Source organism: Gallicola sp. Sow4_E12 (assembly GCF_052116305.1).
Classification (GTDB): Bacteria; Bacillota; Clostridia; order Tissierellales; family Peptoniphilaceae; genus JBQKLI01.
In genome coordinates this window covers 1-19142 of sequence record NZ_JBQKLI010000025.1, presented here as the reverse complement: position 1 = coordinate 19142, position 19142 = coordinate 1, and the positions used below count along the sequence as shown (strand labels likewise).

20 protein-coding genes are annotated in these 19142 nt (G+C 35.9%); 13 read left to right on the top strand and 7 right to left on the bottom strand.

What is annotated here, in order from left to right; translation table 11 throughout:
- Window positions 1-165: 165 nt before the first annotated feature.
- The 4 genes from ACTQ46_RS10340 to ACTQ46_RS10325 are packed head-to-tail and all read right to left on the bottom strand — an operon-like array spanning window position 166 to window position 3090.
- Window positions 166-657, bottom strand: a complete 492-nt coding sequence (locus tag ACTQ46_RS10340) for a hypothetical protein (protein WP_441749631.1) — start codon at window positions 655-657, stop codon at window positions 166-168.
- Between the two features lie 11 nt (window positions 658-668).
- On the bottom strand, window positions 669-1145 hold the full coding sequence (locus ACTQ46_RS10335; protein WP_441749629.1) for a nucleoside deaminase: 477 nt from the start codon (window positions 1143-1145) through the stop codon (window positions 669-671).
- Window positions 1145-2089, bottom strand: a complete 945-nt coding sequence (locus tag ACTQ46_RS10330) for an ABC transporter permease (protein WP_441749628.1) — start codon at window positions 2087-2089, stop codon at window positions 1145-1147. The genes ACTQ46_RS10335 and ACTQ46_RS10330 overlap by 1 nt, the downstream gene beginning before the upstream one ends.
- A complete protein-coding gene (locus tag ACTQ46_RS10325) occupies window positions 2089-3090 on the bottom strand; it encodes an ABC transporter permease (protein ID WP_441749626.1) in 1002 nt (333 codons plus the stop codon). The genes ACTQ46_RS10330 and ACTQ46_RS10325 overlap by 1 nt, the downstream gene beginning before the upstream one ends.
- A 308-nt stretch (window positions 3091-3398) precedes the next feature.
- Here ACTQ46_RS10325 and ACTQ46_RS10320 point away from each other — a divergent pair, with 308 nt between their 5' ends.
- A complete protein-coding gene (locus ACTQ46_RS10320; RefSeq protein ID WP_441749624.1) occupies window positions 3399-4412 on the top strand; it encodes a BMP family protein in 1014 nt (337 codons plus the stop codon).
- Window positions 4413-4428: 16 nt separating this feature from the next.
- Entirely contained in the window at window positions 4429-5961 is a 1533-nt protein-coding gene (locus ACTQ46_RS10315; protein ID WP_441749622.1) for an ABC transporter ATP-binding protein, read from the top strand.
- A 126-nt stretch (window positions 5962-6087) separates the two neighbouring features.
- Here the strand turns inward: ACTQ46_RS10315 and ACTQ46_RS10310 are convergent, their stop codons facing one another.
- The 3 genes from ACTQ46_RS10310 to ACTQ46_RS10300 form a co-directional block, all read right to left on the bottom strand.
- The gene (locus ACTQ46_RS10310) at window positions 6088-7557 is read right to left on the bottom strand and encodes a YjiH family protein (protein WP_441749620.1); all 1470 of its coding nucleotides are present in this window, start codon (window positions 7555-7557) and stop codon (window positions 6088-6090) included.
- Window positions 7550-8518, bottom strand: coding sequence for an agmatinase (gene speB, locus ACTQ46_RS10305; protein WP_441749618.1), 969 nt, complete (start codon window positions 8516-8518; stop codon window positions 7550-7552). Before speB ends, ACTQ46_RS10310 begins: the two co-directional genes overlap by 8 nt.
- 255 nt (window positions 8519-8773) lie before the next feature.
- Entirely contained in the window at window positions 8774-10138 is a 1365-nt protein-coding gene (locus tag ACTQ46_RS10300) for a sigma 54-interacting transcriptional regulator (protein ID WP_441749617.1), read from the bottom strand.
- 604 nt (window positions 10139-10742) lie between these two features.
- On the opposite strand from ACTQ46_RS10300, the gene ACTQ46_RS10295 reads away from it, so the two are divergent.
- The 11 genes from ACTQ46_RS10295 to ACTQ46_RS10245 all read left to right on the top strand — a co-directional run bounded on the left by ACTQ46_RS10295 (window position 10743) and on the right by ACTQ46_RS10245 (window position 19048).
- Window positions 10743-11108, top strand: a complete 366-nt coding sequence (locus ACTQ46_RS10295; protein ID WP_441749615.1) for an ABC transporter ATP-binding protein — start codon at window positions 10743-10745, stop codon at window positions 11106-11108.
- Window positions 11096-11830, top strand: coding sequence for an ABC transporter ATP-binding protein (locus ACTQ46_RS10290; protein WP_441749613.1), 735 nt, complete (start codon window positions 11096-11098; stop codon window positions 11828-11830). Before ACTQ46_RS10295 ends, ACTQ46_RS10290 begins: the two co-directional genes overlap by 13 nt.
- Window positions 11831-11833: 3 nt before the next feature.
- Window positions 11834-12691, top strand: a complete 858-nt coding sequence (locus tag ACTQ46_RS10285; RefSeq protein WP_441749611.1) for an ABC transporter permease — start codon at window positions 11834-11836, stop codon at window positions 12689-12691.
- A complete protein-coding gene (locus tag ACTQ46_RS10280; RefSeq protein WP_441749609.1) occupies window positions 12691-13518 on the top strand; it encodes an ABC transporter permease in 828 nt (275 codons plus the stop codon). Before ACTQ46_RS10285 ends, ACTQ46_RS10280 begins: the two co-directional genes overlap by 1 nt.
- A gap of 52 nt (window positions 13519-13570) precedes the next feature.
- Window positions 13571-14623, top strand: a complete 1053-nt coding sequence (locus tag ACTQ46_RS10275) for an ABC transporter substrate-binding protein (protein ID WP_441749607.1) — start codon at window positions 13571-13573, stop codon at window positions 14621-14623.
- 120 nt (window positions 14624-14743) lie between these two features.
- Window positions 14744-15739 carry an SIS domain-containing protein gene (locus ACTQ46_RS10270; protein WP_441749605.1) on the top strand — a complete coding sequence of 332 codons (996 nt, stop codon included), beginning with the start codon at window positions 14744-14746 and terminating at the stop codon, window positions 15737-15739.
- A 1-nt stretch (window position 15740) separates the two neighbouring features.
- On the top strand, window positions 15741-16022 hold the full coding sequence (locus ACTQ46_RS10265; RefSeq protein WP_441749603.1) for a hypothetical protein: 282 nt from the start codon (window positions 15741-15743) through the stop codon (window positions 16020-16022).
- 3 nt (window positions 16023-16025) lie between these two features.
- Entirely contained in the window at window positions 16026-16553 is a 528-nt protein-coding gene (locus ACTQ46_RS10260) for a TIM barrel protein (RefSeq protein ID WP_441749633.1), read from the top strand.
- Between the two features lie 25 nt (window positions 16554-16578).
- Window positions 16579-17367 (top strand): fructoselysine 6-kinase, encoded by a 789-nt coding sequence (gene frlD, locus ACTQ46_RS10255; RefSeq protein WP_441749602.1) that lies wholly within the window; start codon window positions 16579-16581, stop codon window positions 17365-17367.
- Between the two features lie 106 nt (window positions 17368-17473).
- Entirely contained in the window at window positions 17474-18394 is a 921-nt protein-coding gene (locus tag ACTQ46_RS10250) for a radical SAM protein (protein ID WP_441749600.1), read from the top strand.
- A gap of 285 nt (window positions 18395-18679) precedes the next feature.
- Window positions 18680-19048 carry an acetate uptake transporter gene (locus tag ACTQ46_RS10245; RefSeq protein ID WP_441749598.1) on the top strand — a complete coding sequence of 123 codons (369 nt, stop codon included), beginning with the start codon at window positions 18680-18682 and terminating at the stop codon, window positions 19046-19048.
- Window positions 19049-19142: the final 94 nt, after the last annotated feature.

The following is a 19142-nucleotide window of genomic DNA, read 5'->3' as shown; positions in this document are numbered from 1 at the left end:
ATTTTACTTCCTCTTGATTCGGGTCTTTTTCTTGGCATAAAAAATTCCTCCTGATTAGTTTTTCTTTACCCTAATCAGGAGGTTCTATACACAAAATATTACACAGTCTCTCGATTTTTTATTTTAATCATACTATTATGAATTTAGTTTTTCATATAAGCAGAATTATATATTATATTTCATTCTATATTCACTATATGCTTTATTTACTTTCGATAAATGTCGTTTTTCCTCACGTAAAATTTTTCCCATTAATTCTGGCGAAAAATATGGATATAATTGAAGGATCTCGTAAACAAGTAGAATTGTTTCTCTTTCAATTTTATCTGCAATAATAAAAGCGTCTTCTTCTTTCCAAATAACTTTCGCCTTTTCTATCAACTCATCCTGATATTTCATTACATTAGATTCCATAATACTGTGTAGATATGAATTCTCTTCTTCTGTCAATTCAACATCTAAAGCTTTTACTCCTTCTTCATCTGCCAGCATCTCTTTATAATAATTATGATGCATATATTCATCTTTTGCTAAGCTTACAAAAAAATCTGATCCAATGTTCATGCGACTACTATTAGCAATTGCTTCATACAACTTTCCAACCTTTGTTTCATTCTCTGCTAAAAGTTCTATAACTTCTCTTCCAATTACTTTCAAAGGAAACCTCCTTAATTATTCCAATATCCTTTATGCACCTCTAAAAGTTCTTCTTCCAACTCTGGAAAAGGACCTACAATTTCTATTTCTTTCTGACCTTTTGAAATAACTTCTCTTGACGATAAATCAAAAGTTGGATTTCTTTCATCATCACCTGTAAGTTTTAACAACATCGCTTCAGACAAACCATATACAATTCGTCCGACATTTGTCCAGTAACAAGCTCCGCAACACATTACACAAGGCTCACAAGTTGTAACCATGGTATAATTCCATAATTCTTCTTTGGAGTATTTTTTTCCCGCTGCCTCCATAAGCATTGTCTCAGCGTGTCCAATTGAAATATTTTCAGTTACTTCTAAATTACCTTGTCGAAGAAGTACCTCTCCCTTCTCATCTACTAAAACAGCACCAAAGGGATGATTGCCACGCTCTTTAGATTTAATAGCTTCTTTATTCGCTTCTCTCAGCAAATTAATGTAGTCCATTATTTAGCCTCCTTATAGTAAGGTTTTCCATTTGACTTCGGTCCTGCATTTTTTCTTCCGAAAAATATTAACGCAAATAATGTCATCAAATATGGTAGCATCGCCAGTATTTGATAAGGCAAATCTGAATTTATAAGCTGCAATCTCAATTGTAATGCATCTGCAAAACCAAACAATACTGTAGCTAATAATACCCCAACCGGCTTCCATCTTCCAAATATCACCGCTGCAAGCCCTATAAATCCTCTACCCGCAACAATACCATCCGAATACGAGCTGATATAACTAGTTGTTAAATAAGCACCAGCTAGACCAGATAATGCTCCACAAATAATGCATGCTATATACTTTTTCTGCATGACATTAATTCCTAAAGTTTCTGCAGCGTGGGGAAATTCTCCTACCGCGATATAATTCAGTCCAGATTTCGTTTTATTGAAATAAATTACTGAAAATACCACTAGTAAGTAAGAGAAGTATACTAATATATTATGATTAAACAGCAGTTCCCCAACAAAAGGAAGTTCTCCTAATAAGGGAATCTTCATGTTCTGAAATAACGGAACTTTCTCCAATGAAGATTGAATTCCAAAAGCTTGACGGTATATAAATGTAGCAACTGCAGGTCCTAAGATATTTAATGCCATCCCTGTCACTATCTGGTTTGATCTTAAGGATATGGTCATAATAGCAAAAATCATATTAAATATAATCCCTGCTACTATTCCAAAAAGCGCTCCAATTAAAGGGTTTCCAGAATAAAAAGTACCCAAAAACCCAAAAAGCGCTCCTACTGTCATTATTCCATCTAGTCCGATATTAACGAGTCCAGCCTTTTCTGAGTACATTTCACCAAATGCTACTAAAAGAAGGGGAATAGCCATACGAATGGTAGCCACAAGTAATTCAGTTATAAACTCTGGAGAAAATAATATATTTGTCATCATAGTACCTCCTCTGCTGTATTATCTTTCTTTCCTTTATGAAACCGATTGAAAAATTTAGGAAGTATATTTTGAGAAGTAAAGAAAGAAGATCCTATAACGAATATAATAACCAACGCTTGAATAATATCAACAACAGTAGTGGAAATCCCGGTAGCTATCTGCATCGCATTTGCTCCCGTTCTAAGAACCGCAAAGAAATAAGCTACAAGCAAGGTTCCTATAGGATTTAGCTGTCCGATTAACGCTATGGCTACACCATCGAAACCAAAACCGTCACCAAAACCTGCCATTAGTCGATATTGCGCTCCATGTAATTCTACACTTCCTCCTAATCCCGCGATAGCGCCTGAAATAATAAACGTCAGAATAAGAATTTTTTTAACATCATAACCATTAACTCTGCTAGCTTCAGGATTTAGTCCAACTGCTCTCAATTTAAAACCATTCGCAGTATGAAAAAGAAAATAATATAACACGGCAACAACAATAATAGCAATAATTAAACCTAAGTGGATACGAGTACCTGGAAATATTTTCGCTAATTGCGACTCTTGAGCTACTGCCATAGTTTGCGGAATATTAGCTTCTTTCAAAGGACCAGAATATAAATAATCCATAAATAGTATCGCTATGTAATTTAATAATATAGTAACAATCATCTCATTTAGAGAAAAATAGGCTTTTAATATCCCTGGTATCACTCCCCAGAGTCCCCCTGCTATTATACCTGCAGCTAAACTGACTATTAACAATATTACTGGATTCATAGTCTCTGTAAATACTGTTATCAATGCAGCACTGGCAACAGCCCCCATAATGAACTGTCCTTCTCCTCCTAAATTAAATATTCCACAACGATAAGCAAACGTTGCTGCCAACCCTGTAAATACTAATGGGATTGCTTTTACAAAAGTTTCCCCGATTGAACCAACACTTCCAAATGCACCTCTAAGTAAAAAACCATAGGCTTCTAAGGGATTTTGTCCTGTAGCTGCCATTATAATCCCTCCTACAATGAAAGCCATAATTATCGAAACAATTGGTATCAAAACAGAGAGCGACTTGTCTTTAAACACTTTTCCAACCTCCATTCATCACTTGGGAAAGTATTTTCCTAAGTATATGTCTTATTAATCTCACACAAAAAACCAACCGCTAATAACGTTGTATTTTCAACAGGTATAACGATTTTATCAACTAATATTTTATTGACACAAACACCCTATTAAGTTATCATCTATTTAACGTTATCATCAGTTTAACAAAGTTTAATTAATAACACAACAAAAACTATGGAGGTAAGAAAATGAGAACAAATTCTAAAAAATGGATAGGCTGTTTGTTATTAGCTAGTTTAATGCTTTTTGTAACTGCTTGCGGAGGCGGAACTTCAAATGATCAAGCCTCGGGGGATGATGCTAGTAATACAGAATATAAAGTAGCGATGATCACAAATGCACCTATAGCAGACGGTGGGTGGAATACAAGCGCCTATAACGCGATGGTTGCCGCTTCTGAAGCAGAAGGATTTGAAACTACATATACTGAAAATGTCGCACAAACAGATTATGTTACTACTATCAGAGAATATGCAAATTTAGGATACAATCTAGTATTCGCTCCTGGAAATGAATTTACAGATGCAGTGTTAGAAGTTGCAAAAGATTTTCCAGATACTAAGTTCGCGATTTTGAATGGTGACACTCATACCGAAAATGTAGCGTCATTATTGCCTAACAACAAAGAAATCGGCTTTATTGCAGGAGCTCTTGCAGGACTTCAAACTGAAACAAACTCTGTAGGCTTTGTAGGCGGAATGGAAATAACTCCTACTGTTACAATGATGGAATATTATGAAAAAGGTGCAAAATTTACTAATCCTGATGTAAAAGTTTCCACTGCTATGGCTAATTCATACGATGATACTGCAAAAGGAAAAGAAATTGCCGCTTCTATGGTTTCTACAAATGATGTAGATGTATTCTACGGACACGCTAGCGCTATCGATGCAGGAGTACGCGAAGGAATCCGCGACATGGAAAAAAGATGGGCAATCGCACAACCAGATGATTTCTTAGATGATGATCCAAAAGTAATCTTAACAAGTATCGTAACAAGTAATACAGAATTGTTAAAAATTGCTATGCAGGAAGTTAAAAACAATGAATACGGAAACAAAATTATTGAAGGTAGTTTAGAAAATAATGTTGTTACAATCGGCCGCTTCGGAGAAAGTGCAAAAGAAGAAGCTCAAACAAGATTCAATGAAATCGTAGAAGGTATAAAAACAGGTAATTTCGACATCGACAACCCTCAGTAACAGATCAGGAGCAGCTATGACACATTTAATGGAAATGCGGAATATCACGAAACAGTTCGGCAGTTTCAAAGCAAATACAGATGTAAGTATCTACTTGGATAAAGGAGAAGTACTCACCCTTCTAGGAGAAAACGGCGCAGGCAAAAGCACTCTTATGAACTGCTTATGCGGCCTTTATAAACCTACTGAAGGAAGCATCTATATTAATGGAGAGAAAGTTGAAATTGACAACCCGTCAAAAGCAGTGTCTTTAGGGATTGGAATGGTTCATCAACATTTTATGTTGATTGAAAACATGACGGTTTTTGAGAATATTATTTTAGGAAAAACCGGTAGATCCAATGATAAAAAACTATTTATCGACAAAAAAGAGCTTCAAAAAGAGATTACTGAACTATGCGATAAATATGGACTTCATGTAGCCTTGGATTCAAAACTTACGGATATCTCCATCGGCGAACAACAAAGGGTTGAAATCCTAAAAGCTCTTTATCGAGGAGCAGACATCCTTATATTGGACGAACCCACTGCAGTACTGACCGATGAAGAAGTCGCTGGATTGTACGACATCATCCAAAAACTCAAAACTGAAGGAAAATCTATTATCTTTATCTCTCATAAGATGAAAGAAGTAATGCACTTAAGCGATCGTATCACCATCCTTCGATCGGGCGTTGCTGTAGACACGGTGCCTATCCATGAAACAAGTGCACAAGAATTAGCAAATCTAATGGTAGGTAGAGAGCTTACGACGAGCAAGTACGAGAAAGTTACTTCTAATCTGGAACCTTTTATCGAATTGAAAGATGTGAACTTTAATCCAGATTCGAAACATAATAGTTTAAGGAATATTAACTTAAAAATTCTTCCTGGAGAAATATTAGGCATCGCTGGTGTTGATGGTAACGGACAATCGCAATTAGCCTTATTGCTAACAGGTTTGATCAAACCTGTTAGCGGAGAATTATACCTCTATGGCAAAAAGGTAGAACATTTTAAGCCCAATGAATTTATCAAAGAGAAAATCGGACATATTCCAGAAGATCGTAATCGAATGGGATTAGTGGGAGATATGACTATTTCTGATAATTTGATCTTGAAATCAACCAATTCAGAAGAATTCTCTACCCATAACGGCTTACAACTCAAAAAGAAATCTATACAGGATTATGCTCTAAAAATGAAAGAAGAATTTGATATTAGAGCATCCGATATAGGTGAATTAACGAAAAATCTATCTGGCGGAAATCAGCAAAAAGTTATTCTAGCAAGAGAACTGGATGCAAAACCAAAAGTCCTCGTTGCAGTTCACCCTACTAGAGGTCTAGATATCGGAGCCACCCAATTCGTTCATGACAGCATGGTGCAAGCACGAAATAATGGTTGTGCTATTCTAATGATCTCTGCAGACTTAGATGAAGTTCTAAAAGTCTCTGATCGCCTGATCGTAATGTACGAAGGAAAAATCATGGATGAATTTTCCGGTAAAAATCCACCCATGTATGAAATATCACAAGCCATGGCTGGAAAACAAAATATTAATATTTAGAAGAAAGTTAAATACACAAAAAACCGAGAAGAATCAGCATTTTCTTCTCGGTTTTTCTTATATTTCTCTAATTAGGGGGGGTAGCCCTATTAAAAAACTATTTGTATTAAATACTCTTTTCTCCTTTTAGAAAAATAGATGCATAAACAATGATCCTATTAATATCGCTATAATTGTTCTTTCTAAAAATACTACAACGAGCTCCCATAATTTAACGGGAAGTTTTGATGACATCATAACGACTATGGTTTCCGCAAAGAAGATAATCTGTGATATTGATACGGCAACGACTAAAAATCTCGCACCAGGTTCTAATACATTTACTTTTTCCGCTATTAAAAGCACGGGTAGAAACATTTCTGCTATTCCCACTGGAAATGAGGGTGCTATTTCTGCAGCATTGGGAACTTGAAGCAATGTTAATAACGGAATAAATAATCTTCCTAAGATATCAAAGACAGGTGTGTTTTCTGCAATAATTAAAGCTCCTGTACCAATTGCAACCAGTGAACTTACAACCTTAGGAATAACTTCCAAACCATCTCTTAAGCTTCCCTTTATCTCATTTACTAAAGGAGGTGCCATATAAGCTTTTTTAATCGCTCTTGAGGTTGCGGTTTTTAAGATCCCTTGTTTAGCCGTACTTTTTGTAGCTTTTATGTCTTCAATAGTTTGTACCTTACCATTCAAATAGATATCTTTTTTCTTATTGAAAGGGGGTATCCTAGCAACGATACCAGATATTAATAATGTCATTAATGATGATAATAAGTATACAAAAGCAAATCGTTCTTGCAATCCCGCCGTTTTAATAACCATATAGGCAAACCCCACGGATACAGCAGAAAAACCTGTTGCCACTAATACTGCTTCTTTCTCTGTATAGACACCTTTTCTATATAGCTTATTTGTTATAAGAACTCCTACAGAAGAACTGGACAAGAACGAAACTAAAGCATTTATCGCAGCTCTACCTGGAAGCTTAAAAACAGGTCTCATAAGAGGTTCCATTAAAGCACCAATCAATTCAATGAATCCATAATTGATTAAAAAAGGCATAAAGATTGAGGAAACAGTGATAATCCAAAAGACAGCAACTGCTATGGAAGGAATTACAGTTCCTCCTGTTGATTTTCCCACAATGATTTCAGGTCCAGCAAAACCTGTTGATACTGTCAAGGCATAAAGCAAGCCAAACACTGCACCTAAACTATAAATGATCGGCTGTACGAAGGAGTCTCCTTTGAAATACTCATAAATTCTTCCGGATTTCGCAAAAACCTTTCCATAGATACTCAAAATAGCAGTAGCTATGGTGATAAGTACAATAAACCAAAGACCTGGGAGTCCTGCTAGCTTCATAAGGCCATTATAAATTATCCCAAATGTAATATCGGTCTCTCCGTTTATCGTAATAGGAATAAAGAAAATAAATATGGCGATCGCTGTAAAAATCAAACTTTTTATCGCACCTGTCCTATAATCACTCTTACTTAGCTCAAAAGAGTCTAATTGATTCAAATCTTCTAAATCTAAATTTAAATCTAGAATCTCCTTTCTGTTCAGAGTCTTTTTTGCGAAAACATCCTTATCCATTGTTCTGCTGCTCTTTCTTGTTAATGGCTAGGATAGACAAAAATTCAAATACAAGATTCGCTGCAAGAAGGGATGTTACTTCTGCATGATCATAAGGTGGAGCAACTTCTACGATATCCATTCCTACAAAATTTAATCCCTTTAGTCTTCTTATCATTTCAATACCTTCTAAGGAAGTATACCCCCCTACTTCAGGTGTTCCTGTCGCTGGTGCATAAGCAGGATCTATAAAGTCAATGTCAAAAGTAAGGAATGTCTTATTGTCACCAATCACTTCTCTTGCTTTCTCAATGGTTTTTGCAATCCCCATCTCTCTTACTTTATGAGTCGGTATCAAAGTTAATCCTAAATCTTTTGCAAGCTTGAATTCTCCTGCATCATATATAGAACCTCTCATGCCGATTTGAACGGATTTATGAGGATCGATTAGTCCTTCTTCTATAGCTCTTCTAAAAGGTGTACCATGATTATATTTTTCACCGAAAACTTCATCGTTAATATCTGCATGCGAATCAAAATGGAGTAGAGATACTGGTCCATGTTTTTTTGCTATGGCTCTTAACTCTCCTAAGGTGATGGAATGATCTCCTCCTAAAGCTATTGGTAACGCACCTGCTTCGATAATTGCAGAGGCAAATTCCTCTATGGCATCATAGGTAGGATGTATGTATCCAGGAACTACGTTAACGTCCCCTAAATCTCCGCCTTTTAAATAATCTAGAATATTTACTTCATGAACGGGATTGTTCGCCTTCATCATTACTGAGATATTTCGAATCCCTTGTGGACCAAATCGAGCTCCTGATCGATAGGATGATGCAGTATCGAAAGGAATTCCGTAAATAGCAAAGTCCAGTCCTTCCGCTCCTTCAAATCGCTGCATCCTCATAAAATTTCCTGTGTTTACAAATCTTGGTGATGCAAATGCTGTAGCCGGCTGTTTGATTTTTTTCTCTGTCATTTTTAATTCCTCCTGTTTTTTCTAAAATGTTTTCCTGAACTTTTATCAGGTTAAGCTCATTCTAAATAACTCTTTTTCTATTTTCAAAAATTTAGCTAAGAAAACCTTTCTAGAATAACCATCGGAATCGCCTTTTCCATAAATCAAAATGGATTTTTTTCCAAAATCCATTTCAGAGGAATGGAACAGCATTTTATTAAGAAATTTCATTTGGAAAAAATTCAAAATAAACGGAATTTTTTCCAACCCTAATTATTAATTAAATGTAATATTTATCCCATATCGGGTAATTTTCTTCCGTAATGTCGATTCATTAATCCCTGCAAGCATGGAAAGCTCTTTCATACAGGAGGACTGTCTGCTATACTCTAATATCAGCCTTTTCTCATAATGCTCCACTTTTTCCTTTAAATTCGCCCCTTCCCCCATCTGCATATATCCATCTCCTATCAATTCAATGATATCCTCTTCCTTGATGAGATCTCTCTCAGAAGTCACAACAAGTCTTTCAATTACATTTTCCATCTCGCTCACATTTCCAGGCCATCCATAATTAAGAAGAAGTTTTTTACCTTTTGGAGAAAGCATCTTTTTTTCAAGATAGACTCGGTTATATTTATTTAAAAATACAGCAATCAATGAAAGGATATCCTCGTAACGTTCTCGTAAAGAAGGGATGTTCACTTGAATAATATTCAACTTATAATACAAATCTTTTCGAAGCCGTCCTGAAGATACATTTTTCTTAACATTTTCATTGGATGCAGAAAGAATACGAATATTCTGATAGTTTTTAATCCCTTGTTCTTTCTCTCCAAAACGCAGCTTATTTAAGACATAGACCATTCTTTTCTGACAAGACAAAGGCATATCTGCAATCTCATCAAAAAACAAAGTGCCTCCTATGGCTTTGTAAAGTAAAGAGTTCTCATCTAAACCAGCATCATTATCGAAGGAACCAAATAATTCCTTCTCAATAATCGCTTCCGGAATCGCAGAACAATCAATTTTAATAAAAGGCTCACTGCTACGAAGGGACATATTATGTATGTACTCTGCAAACATTGTTTTTCCTACCCCCACCTCCCCTAGCAAAAAAATAGGTGTATCTAATCGTGCCACTCTTTCAATTAATTTCATCGTTCTTTTCATAGCCTTTGAATTCGCAATAACCATATCTTCTCTATAATTATTTACTTGCTGTTTTGATAAATATTCCGAAATTGCATTGTTATCGATGAGAAGATTTTTCATTTGTAAAACCATTTCTTCCAACATTTTGGAATCTTTGCTAAATACTACTACAGCCTCCAGCTTCTTTTTGTTATAAATTGGAATCCCTGTTGCAACAACTGTTTTATCTTTAATATTTTGAATGACTTCTTTAACTTCCCCCGTTTTTATCACATCCAATGCTACAGAAGTAGAAAACGTTCCACAATCCACTAAATCCTTCATATTCTTAGAAATCATTTCTTTTTTAGTCATGCCATCAATAGCCTCTGCCGTTTTGTTGTATAAGAGCGTATTGCCCTCTTCATCGACAATATGAACCCCTTGCTGCGATTCATCCAATACCTTTAGCAAAAAACTTTTTGTAATATTACATCTGGCTGTCATTTTTTCCCCCTACTTTCCTAAAAGACATCCTCATTATTCATAAATTCAGTTCTCCCTTTTACTCTTTCATTCACTAACCCGTTTCTTATCGTCTTTTGTTTTCACAATAATTAACATTCTTTACACAGGACTGAACACTATCCTCTCTCATTTATACTTAAAATAAATTATAATAAAATACATATTTTATAACAATATTCTTGAAAACCAATAACCCTTATTTTCTTTGTATTTATAGCGTTTTTTGTCTATCCCTAGATCTTATATACCTCTATATAAATTTTATATACCTCCGAATAAATTCGTCTATAATAGTATTTTATTCATTTTATTATAACACAAAAAAATATATTAAATCTGTAGATAATGATTTATATATATTTTGTTTTAAATGTATTTTAAATCAATTCTAAACAACAGTGAATTTGAAAATGTTAAGAAGTATAATAGAGTCAATATAAACCGATTTCCGAATTTAGGAAAGCTATTTAGCCAACAAACAATCAAATTATACAGTAATATTATTGATATATATAACAAAAGTGGAAAACGATTTATATTAAGTCATTGAATACATAAAATATACAATTACGAGGTGCGAATTTTGAAAAAATCAATCGTCTCCCTTAAAAACGTAGACAAATGGTACGGCAAGAATCATGTCGTAAAAAATATGAATCTTGAAGTCATGGAAGGAGAGTTTCTCACTTTATTAGGTCCATCCGGCTGTGGAAAGACAACGACTTTAAGAATGATCGCAGGCTTTGAAGATGCTACTTCTGGTACCATCGAGGTTCAAGGAGAAAGAGTCGAAGACAAAGAACCTTATCAGAGGGATGTTAATACCGTCTTCCAGAATTATTCATTATTTCCCCATATGACAGTTTACGACAATGTAGCCTATGGCCCCTCTATTAAAAAAGGCCAAAGGATGAAATTAAAAAACGTGTCAATGCCATGCTTGAACTGATACAAATGAAAGGCTATGAAAAAAGAAAACCAGATGAGCTTTCCGGTGGACAAAAGCAGAGAATAGCCATAGCTAGAGCTTTAATCAATCAACCTAGAGTTCTCTTATTAGATGAGCTCTTAGGTGCTTTAGACCTAAAGCTACGCAAGCAGATGCAGATCGAGCTGAAAAGATTACAAAAAAGATTAAATATTACCTTTGTATATGTGACTCACGACCAGGAAGAGGCCATGACCATGTCCGATCGTATCGCCATTATGTCGGAAGGACTCCTCCTCCAAATTGATGAGCCGATGAAGATCTATAATAGACCAACTACAAGATTTGTAGCGGATTTCATTGGAGAAAGCAATATTTTTGAAGGCATCGTTGAAAAGAAGATGGACGATACACTTTATGTAAAAACTTCCTCTGGACACTGTGTTGTAAAAGGTCAAGGATTTGAGGTCGATGAAAAAATACATATCTCTGTACGACCTGAATATATGATGATCTCTGAAAAACCTGTTGAACATTTTAGTATAAAAGCAAAGATGACAGATCTTGTTTATATGGGTACCTTAGCGAAAGCTATTCTTTCAACGAATGATGGTTATGAAGTAAAATATTCCAGATTTGAACTAGACTCTATGTTAGATATCGGCAAAGAGTTTTATTTGTATTGGAACCCAGATAAGGCCGTTGCCATAAAAGAAGATTCCTCCGAGGAAAAGGTGGTGTAAGGAATGGAAAAGAAAAATCGTCTCCCCTTTTTAGTCCAAGTTATGCCGGTATCACTCAGTATGATCTTATTCGTAACAATACCTCTTATCTTTATCATAATAGTAAGTTTTATGACTCGAGGCACTTTTGGCGGCATAGTCTATGAACCTACCCTAGAGAGCTATGCTTCTTTGAGAGATCCTGTCTATTGGAATGTTATTATGAAAAGTTTTAAAGTTGCCACCTTAACCACTATCCTTTGTCTTGTATTCGGCTATCCCTTTGCCTATTTTATTGCACGGAAACCTCCCGAAATAGCATCAAAGCTGATTTTGCTTTTGATGATCCCTTTTTGGACAAATGGAATGATAAGACTGAACTCCATCATGTTATTCTTCCAAACAAACGGACCTGTAAATCATATCTTAGTAAATATTCTAAATGTTGTAGACAAACCCGTGATGTTCCTTTATACAGACTGGCTTGTGGGTCTGGGATTATTCATCAGCATGCTGCCTTTTGCAGTACTGCCCATGTATTCATCTATAGAGAAACTAGAAGGTTCCTTATTAGAAGCATCTTATGATTTAGGCGCCAATCCTTTATCCACTTTTTTTAAAGTTACCCTTCCCCTTACTTTACCAGGGATCGTTTCTGCCATTGTATTAACCTTTATTCCTTCCCTAGGTATTTATACCGTTACGGACATACTGGGAGGCGGTAAAGTAATGTATATCGGTAATATCATAAAGAATCAATTCTGTTCCATAAGGAACTGGCCTTTAGGAGCTGCCTTAAGTGTATTGCTTATGATCATTACTGCTTTAATTCTTTTTATCTACTCAAGAGTGGCTAAAGTGGAAGATATGGAGGTCTTATAATGAACAAAAGGAGTAGAAAACAACGTAAACAAAAACGAAATAGTATCCTTGGCGCACTCAATGCTTCCATCATCTATACGATTTTTTATATCCCTGTAGTCGTAATGATTGCCTTTTCTTTCAACGATGCAAGACGAAATATCTCTTGGCAGGGATTTACCACTTCTTGGTACGCTAAACTTTTTTCATTTGAAAATACTACCCTGTGGGATGCATTATTCTATTCTTTGCTTATAGCCGTTTTAGCTACCGTGATAAGTGTAACCATCGGAGTCCTTGGCGCTTTAGGATTAAAGAAATTTGAATTTAGAGGAAAAAAATTTATCAACAGTATGATTTTTATACCAATTATTGTTCCAGAAATCGTACTGGCTGTATCCATATTAATCATATTTATCACTTTAGGAATAAAATTAGGGATGATTACGATTTTGATAGGCCACTGCATCTTTTGCATTCCTTATTCCATCGTCACCATAAAAGGCAGAATTTCCGGTGATAATGAAACCTTGGAAGAAGCTTCTATGGATTTAGGAGCAAATAGGATGCAAACTTTTTTCAAAGTAACCATCCCAAGTATCCTGCCTGGAATTATTTCAGCAACATTTTTAAGTTTTACCTTATCCATTGACGATGTCGTCATGTCGAATATGCTGGCAGGAGCCACACAGTCTACCTTGCCTGTTTTGATTCTCTCCCTTAACCGTACAGGACTTTCAGGGGATGTAAATGCTTTAACTACTGTGATGATCGTCGTTATGGTATTAAGCATTTTAATACAAGATGGCTTCAGCAAGTATGTGAAACATAAGAGAAATCAACTATAGAAAGCATTCGCTTTAATGCGTTTGAATATAGAAAAAAACTAAGGAGGAAGACATGAAAAAATTATTAACTCTAGGCCTAGTTATCATGATGACTCTAGGACTGACTGCCTGCGGAGGCGAGAAAACAGAAGGTGGAGGCGAAACCACTAATCTAAACATTATGATGTGGGGAGACTACATATCGGAGGAGCTGGTAAGTACTTTTGAGAAAGATAATAATGTAAAACTGAACTTCACTTATATGTCGGATAATGCCGATGCAGTCAATAAGCTTACTGCAGGAGGAGGGGAAGAATTTGACCTTATCCTTACATCCGATGCCTATATGAAATCTTTGATCGAGGGAGATTTCTTAGAAAAATTAGATCATAGTAAACTACCAAACTCTAAAAATTTGAATACCACTTATTGGTATGAAGGGATAAGAGAATATTGTGTTCCATATCTAATGAACTATATTTATGTAGTCTATGATACGGAAAAAGTACCCTTTGATATCACTAGTTACAATGATTTATTAAGACCAGAATTAAAAGGTCAAATCTCCTCTGTTGACAGTGCAAGGAACCTTTTCCCTATCGCTTTAATCGCATTGGGATACGATCCAAACTCTACTTCTGAAACAGAAATTGCAGAAGCTTACGAATGGCTAGTAAAATACAATGAAAATGTAGTTTCTTATGGAAATACACAAGAAAATATCGTAAGTGGAGTTGCTTCTACTATGCTCTCTTTTGACGGTAATGCAGCTTGGGCTATGGAAGAAATGGAAAAAAGCGGCAATAACACTTTAAGAATTGCTCCATTTACTGAAGATAAAGTACAATTAGGAATTGACCTATATGTAATCCCTAAAGGGGCAAAGAGCCAAGATATGGCTTATAAATTCTTAGATTATATTTTAGATGCTGATGTAATGGCGAAAAACTTAGAATCTTATCCATATTCTTGCCCTAATGATGCGGCTATAGAAAAAGCATCGGACAAATATAAAAACAATCCTGCCTTCGATTTTGATTATAAAGAAAACATCTTCTTCCAAGAAGATGTTGGAGAATCCATCAAAATTTACGACTCTTATTATCAAAAATTGAAAGTAGAGTAATAGAAAATTTAAAATCGCCTCAACACATGAGGCGATTTTCTATTCATAATGCTTTATTTTATTCTATCTAGGACTATAATGAAAATAAGAAATTTAAATCCATACAATGAAGGAGTTAAAATGCATAAATTTAATGAAACAGAAGTAATCGAATTAGCGGAAAAAGGACTAGCTCTACGTCCTTCTATTGAAAATGCAATTGACGATATCTGGGCGAAAGGCATAAATAGAATATGCTGGTTAGGTATCGGCGGAACTTGGGCTAGTGGGCTTCAAGCTTATGTCCATATGAAAGAAAAATCCTCTATGGAGATCTTTGTAGAGAACGCAACAGAGTATATTCACACTGGTAATAAACGTATCCACGATAAAACATTAGTCATATTTTCTTCCGTGACGGGTACTACATCAGAAATGGTGAAAGCCTTAGAAATCATCAAAAAAACAGGAGCTACAATATTAGGTTTTGTAGATACTTTAGATACTCCCCTCTCAGAGATTGCAGATATCTGTCTAACTACACCGAAAAATGAACAGCTGAAATTCTTTATGGTTGCAGACAGGCTGATGTATCATGAAGGATGTTTTGATGAATATGATGATTTTTATTCTGAAATGGATGCACATTTCCCAAAAGTTATAGCAGAAGCTGAGAAAAACGCTGATGAATATGCTTTAGCTTATGCGAAGCGTCACGCCCATGATGATATACATTATTTTATAGGAGCCGGTGCAATCTACGGTGCCACTTATTCCTATGCTATGTGCTATTGGGAAGAGATGCATCATATAAGAACAAAATCTATCCACGCAGGTGAAGTCTTCCACGGAATGTTGGAAATTATTTATGAAGATACACCTATTACAGTATTTGTGGGAGAAGATAGTCAAAGAGAAGTAGCCATTAGAGTCATTCGTTTCTTAGAAAAAGTGAATAAAAATCACGAAATTATTGACTCCAAAGATATTAAAGCCGAAGGCATTTCTGAAAAATATAGAGGCTATATCTCTCACCTTCTCGTACATGCTGTGACCAATCGTATCGATATTGCCATAGAACAATTAACCGGCATGGATTTAGATACACGACGCTACTATCGTAAAATGGACTATTAAGATGGAAATAGGATTATTTACAAGCGGATACCAATATTTAAATCTAGAGCGAGCCTTCCGCGATGCGAAGGCTCTCGATTATGATTTTATCGAGTTATGGGGAGGTTTCCCCCACGCCTATCCTTTCGATATGGACGAAGATAGAATACAGGAAATCTTGTCCCTTAGCCGTAAATACAATCTTCCCATCCCTATCTACACACCAGAACACAATGGCTATCCCTATAATTATATGCTCGCCGACAGTAATCAAATGAAGAGAATTACCGATTACTTTTTTTAAGCTATTGAAACGACTCGAAAATTAGGCTCTGAATATATGCTACTTTCTGTAGGTTATGGAGAAGAAGATTTAAAGAAAAATGAACGTATGGAAAAATTAATAAAGTTCCTGAAAGTTCTCGTAGCAAAAGCGGAAGAAGAAGATATTATTCTACTATTAGAAACTCTAACTCCTTACGAATCCAACACATGTACAAAACTCTTTGAATTAGAAAAAGTACTGGATAAGATTTCATCTGATCATCTTTTAGGAATGTGCGATCTCGTTGCATCCTATTCCCAAGGGGAATCCATAGAAGAATATCTTGACACATTGGGAGAAAAAATGGGACATCTGCACTTAGTGGATTACGATGGTAAAACAGATACTCATTATATCCCAGGAGAAGGCCTTTTAGACACGAAAAAAATCCTATCCACTCTGAAAGAAAAAGAATATAAAGGTAGGGCAACCATAGAATTAGTAACCCATTATATGGAGGACCCTTTTTCTGCCTTTAAAAAATCCATAGAGAATATTCGTCATCCGTAAAATTTATGTTTAAGGAGGTGTTTTTATGTATAAAATTGCATGTTTTGGTGATAATTGTGTAGATTATTATACGGAATCCGATGAATATTTCTTCGGAGGTAATCCATTAAATGTAGCCGTATATTGCAAACGATTAGGCCACGAATCTTCTTATATAGGTGCCGTTGGCACCGATCGCTTCGGAGAAGCAATGAAAAATCAGATTGCTTCAAAAGGTGTTGACCTTTCTCATCTAAAACAGATAGAAGGAAAAACGGCGATTAGTTATGTCACTATAGAAAATAGCGACCGAGTATTCGGTGACTATGAAGAAGGTGTGATGGAGTCCTTTTCCTTAACTAATGAAGATATCAATTTTATCCTCACCCACGACGTTGCCGTAACAGGACTCTGGGGCCATTGTGAAGAGTATCTGGAAAAGATCAAGTCTACAGGGATTCTTACAGCTTTTGACAGTACCGATCGCCCCGAAGATAAGATCACAAAAATCGCCATTCCATGGGTCGATCTATTTTTCTTTTCCGATGACGAAAGTTCTGAAGAAGAATTGAAAAAAAAGATGAGAGAAATCCATTCCAAAGGTCCTGATGTCGTAATCGCCACAAGAGGAGAAAAAGGCTCCCTTGCATATAATGGCGAAATTTATTTTCATCAAGGAATTATTTCAGTAGAAGTAGCCGATACCATGGGAGCTGGCGACAGCTATATCGCAGGCTTTCTATGCGAATATTTAAAAGAGAAAAATATCGAAGGCTCCATGAAATCAGGCGCCGAATCTTCTGCTGTCACTTTAAAATATTGCGGATCTTGGTAATAAGATTTAAAAAAGGTACCTCTGCTTAATTTAGCAAATGTACCTTTTTCCTTTCCCTGATTTGCAATATGATATAATCTTTACAAAACAAAAGAGAGGTGGCAATATGAGAGATATCTATGAAATGTATGGCAAATACTATTATGTACCCATGACTCAAGGGGCTGCTATTTCTGTGCCTGTCACCGTGGGCTGCTCATGGAACCGTTGTCTCTATTGCGACCTGAATCATACGAACTTATTTCGACCCTTATCCATGGAAGAGATCCAAAGAAGTATTGTACAACTGAAAGAGTATTATGAACCTATTCGAGTTAAACCGAAAAAAGCCCTCATGATGGGTGGCAATCCTTTTTGTCTGCCAACAGAACAGCTGCTGGCTATCTGTGAGCGCATTCGCAATGCCTTCCCCTACATCAAATACATCAGTGCTTTCGCAAGAGCAGATGATATCCTCAGGAAAAGCAAAGAAGAACTTCTTCTCCTCAAAGAGGCTGGGTTGGACGAGTTATCCATCGGACTGGAATCCGGCAACGATGAAGTCCTTCGTTTTCATAACAAAGGAGAAACTGCAGCAGAACAGAAATCGGCTCTGAAATCTCTGGAAGAAATTGAAGTCAACTACTCTGTTTATGTAATGTTGGGGCTTGGGGGAAAAGAATATTCAAAGGTCCATGCCATGGATACCGGAAAACTTCTCTCTGATCTGCGACCCAATGTAATCATCCTCGTAACCTTGATAGCTTTCTCCGATGCACCATTGATCTCTAAAATTCGCAGCAAAGAATTCATCCGATTAACACCGAAGGAATCCATTGAAGAAGAGATTCTAATGCTGGAGAATATTGAAAGTCCTGGAGTTATCTTTAATGCCACTCATAAAACCAATGCACTGATCCTTAAAGGAAAACTTCCAGAACACAAGGAACTGCTCTTGAAAAAAATGCAGGATACATTAAAAGAAAACAGCGGAAAAGACCTCGTCCATCGTGAACTAAAAAAATGGGCTCGTTGGGATAAAGAATAAATTCCCTCTGGACTTAAATACCTTTTTTATTCTTCATAAAAGATCCAAAAAATCATTGCCGCTAAAGCTCTCTCATTTATTGGAGGAGTTTAAGATAAAAGATTTTGACTGTAGAAGAATTCTTACTATTAAAACCACATCTTGTTATAATATTATTCATGTAGTTATGTTTTTGTACGAATTTATATAAAAATATAACTTTTTTCTTTTACGTCATTAAGTCTTTTTGATTTCTAGTATACAATAGATAGCGCATTGTTAAAATTATGTCTTTAGGAGGATACTATGAGTTCAAATTCAACAATCGCTAACCCAAGTCCATTAGGGCTACTCGGCTTTGGCATGACAACCGTTTTATTAAACCTTCATAATGCAGACATTATCCCTCTATCTGTAGTTATTGTGCCTATGGGCTTCGCTTTAGGAGGAGCTGCACAAATTATTGCAGGGGTAATGGAATTCTTAAGCGGCAACACTTTTGGAGCTACTGCATTTACAGCTTACGGTTTCTTCTGGTGGTCACTCATCTTTATCTGGATCGCTCCCTTTGGAGTACAGGCTGCAGACCCTGCAAGTATGGGTTTCTATCTGCTACTTTGGGCAATCTTTACCGCATTTATGTTTATTGGATGTCCGGTGTCAGAACATAGGTAAGCCTTTAATACCACAACATAGGTAAGTGTTTGTGTCAGAACATAGGTAAGTACTTTGTTAAAATGTAGTCACGGAGGTGATTACAGGACATGAA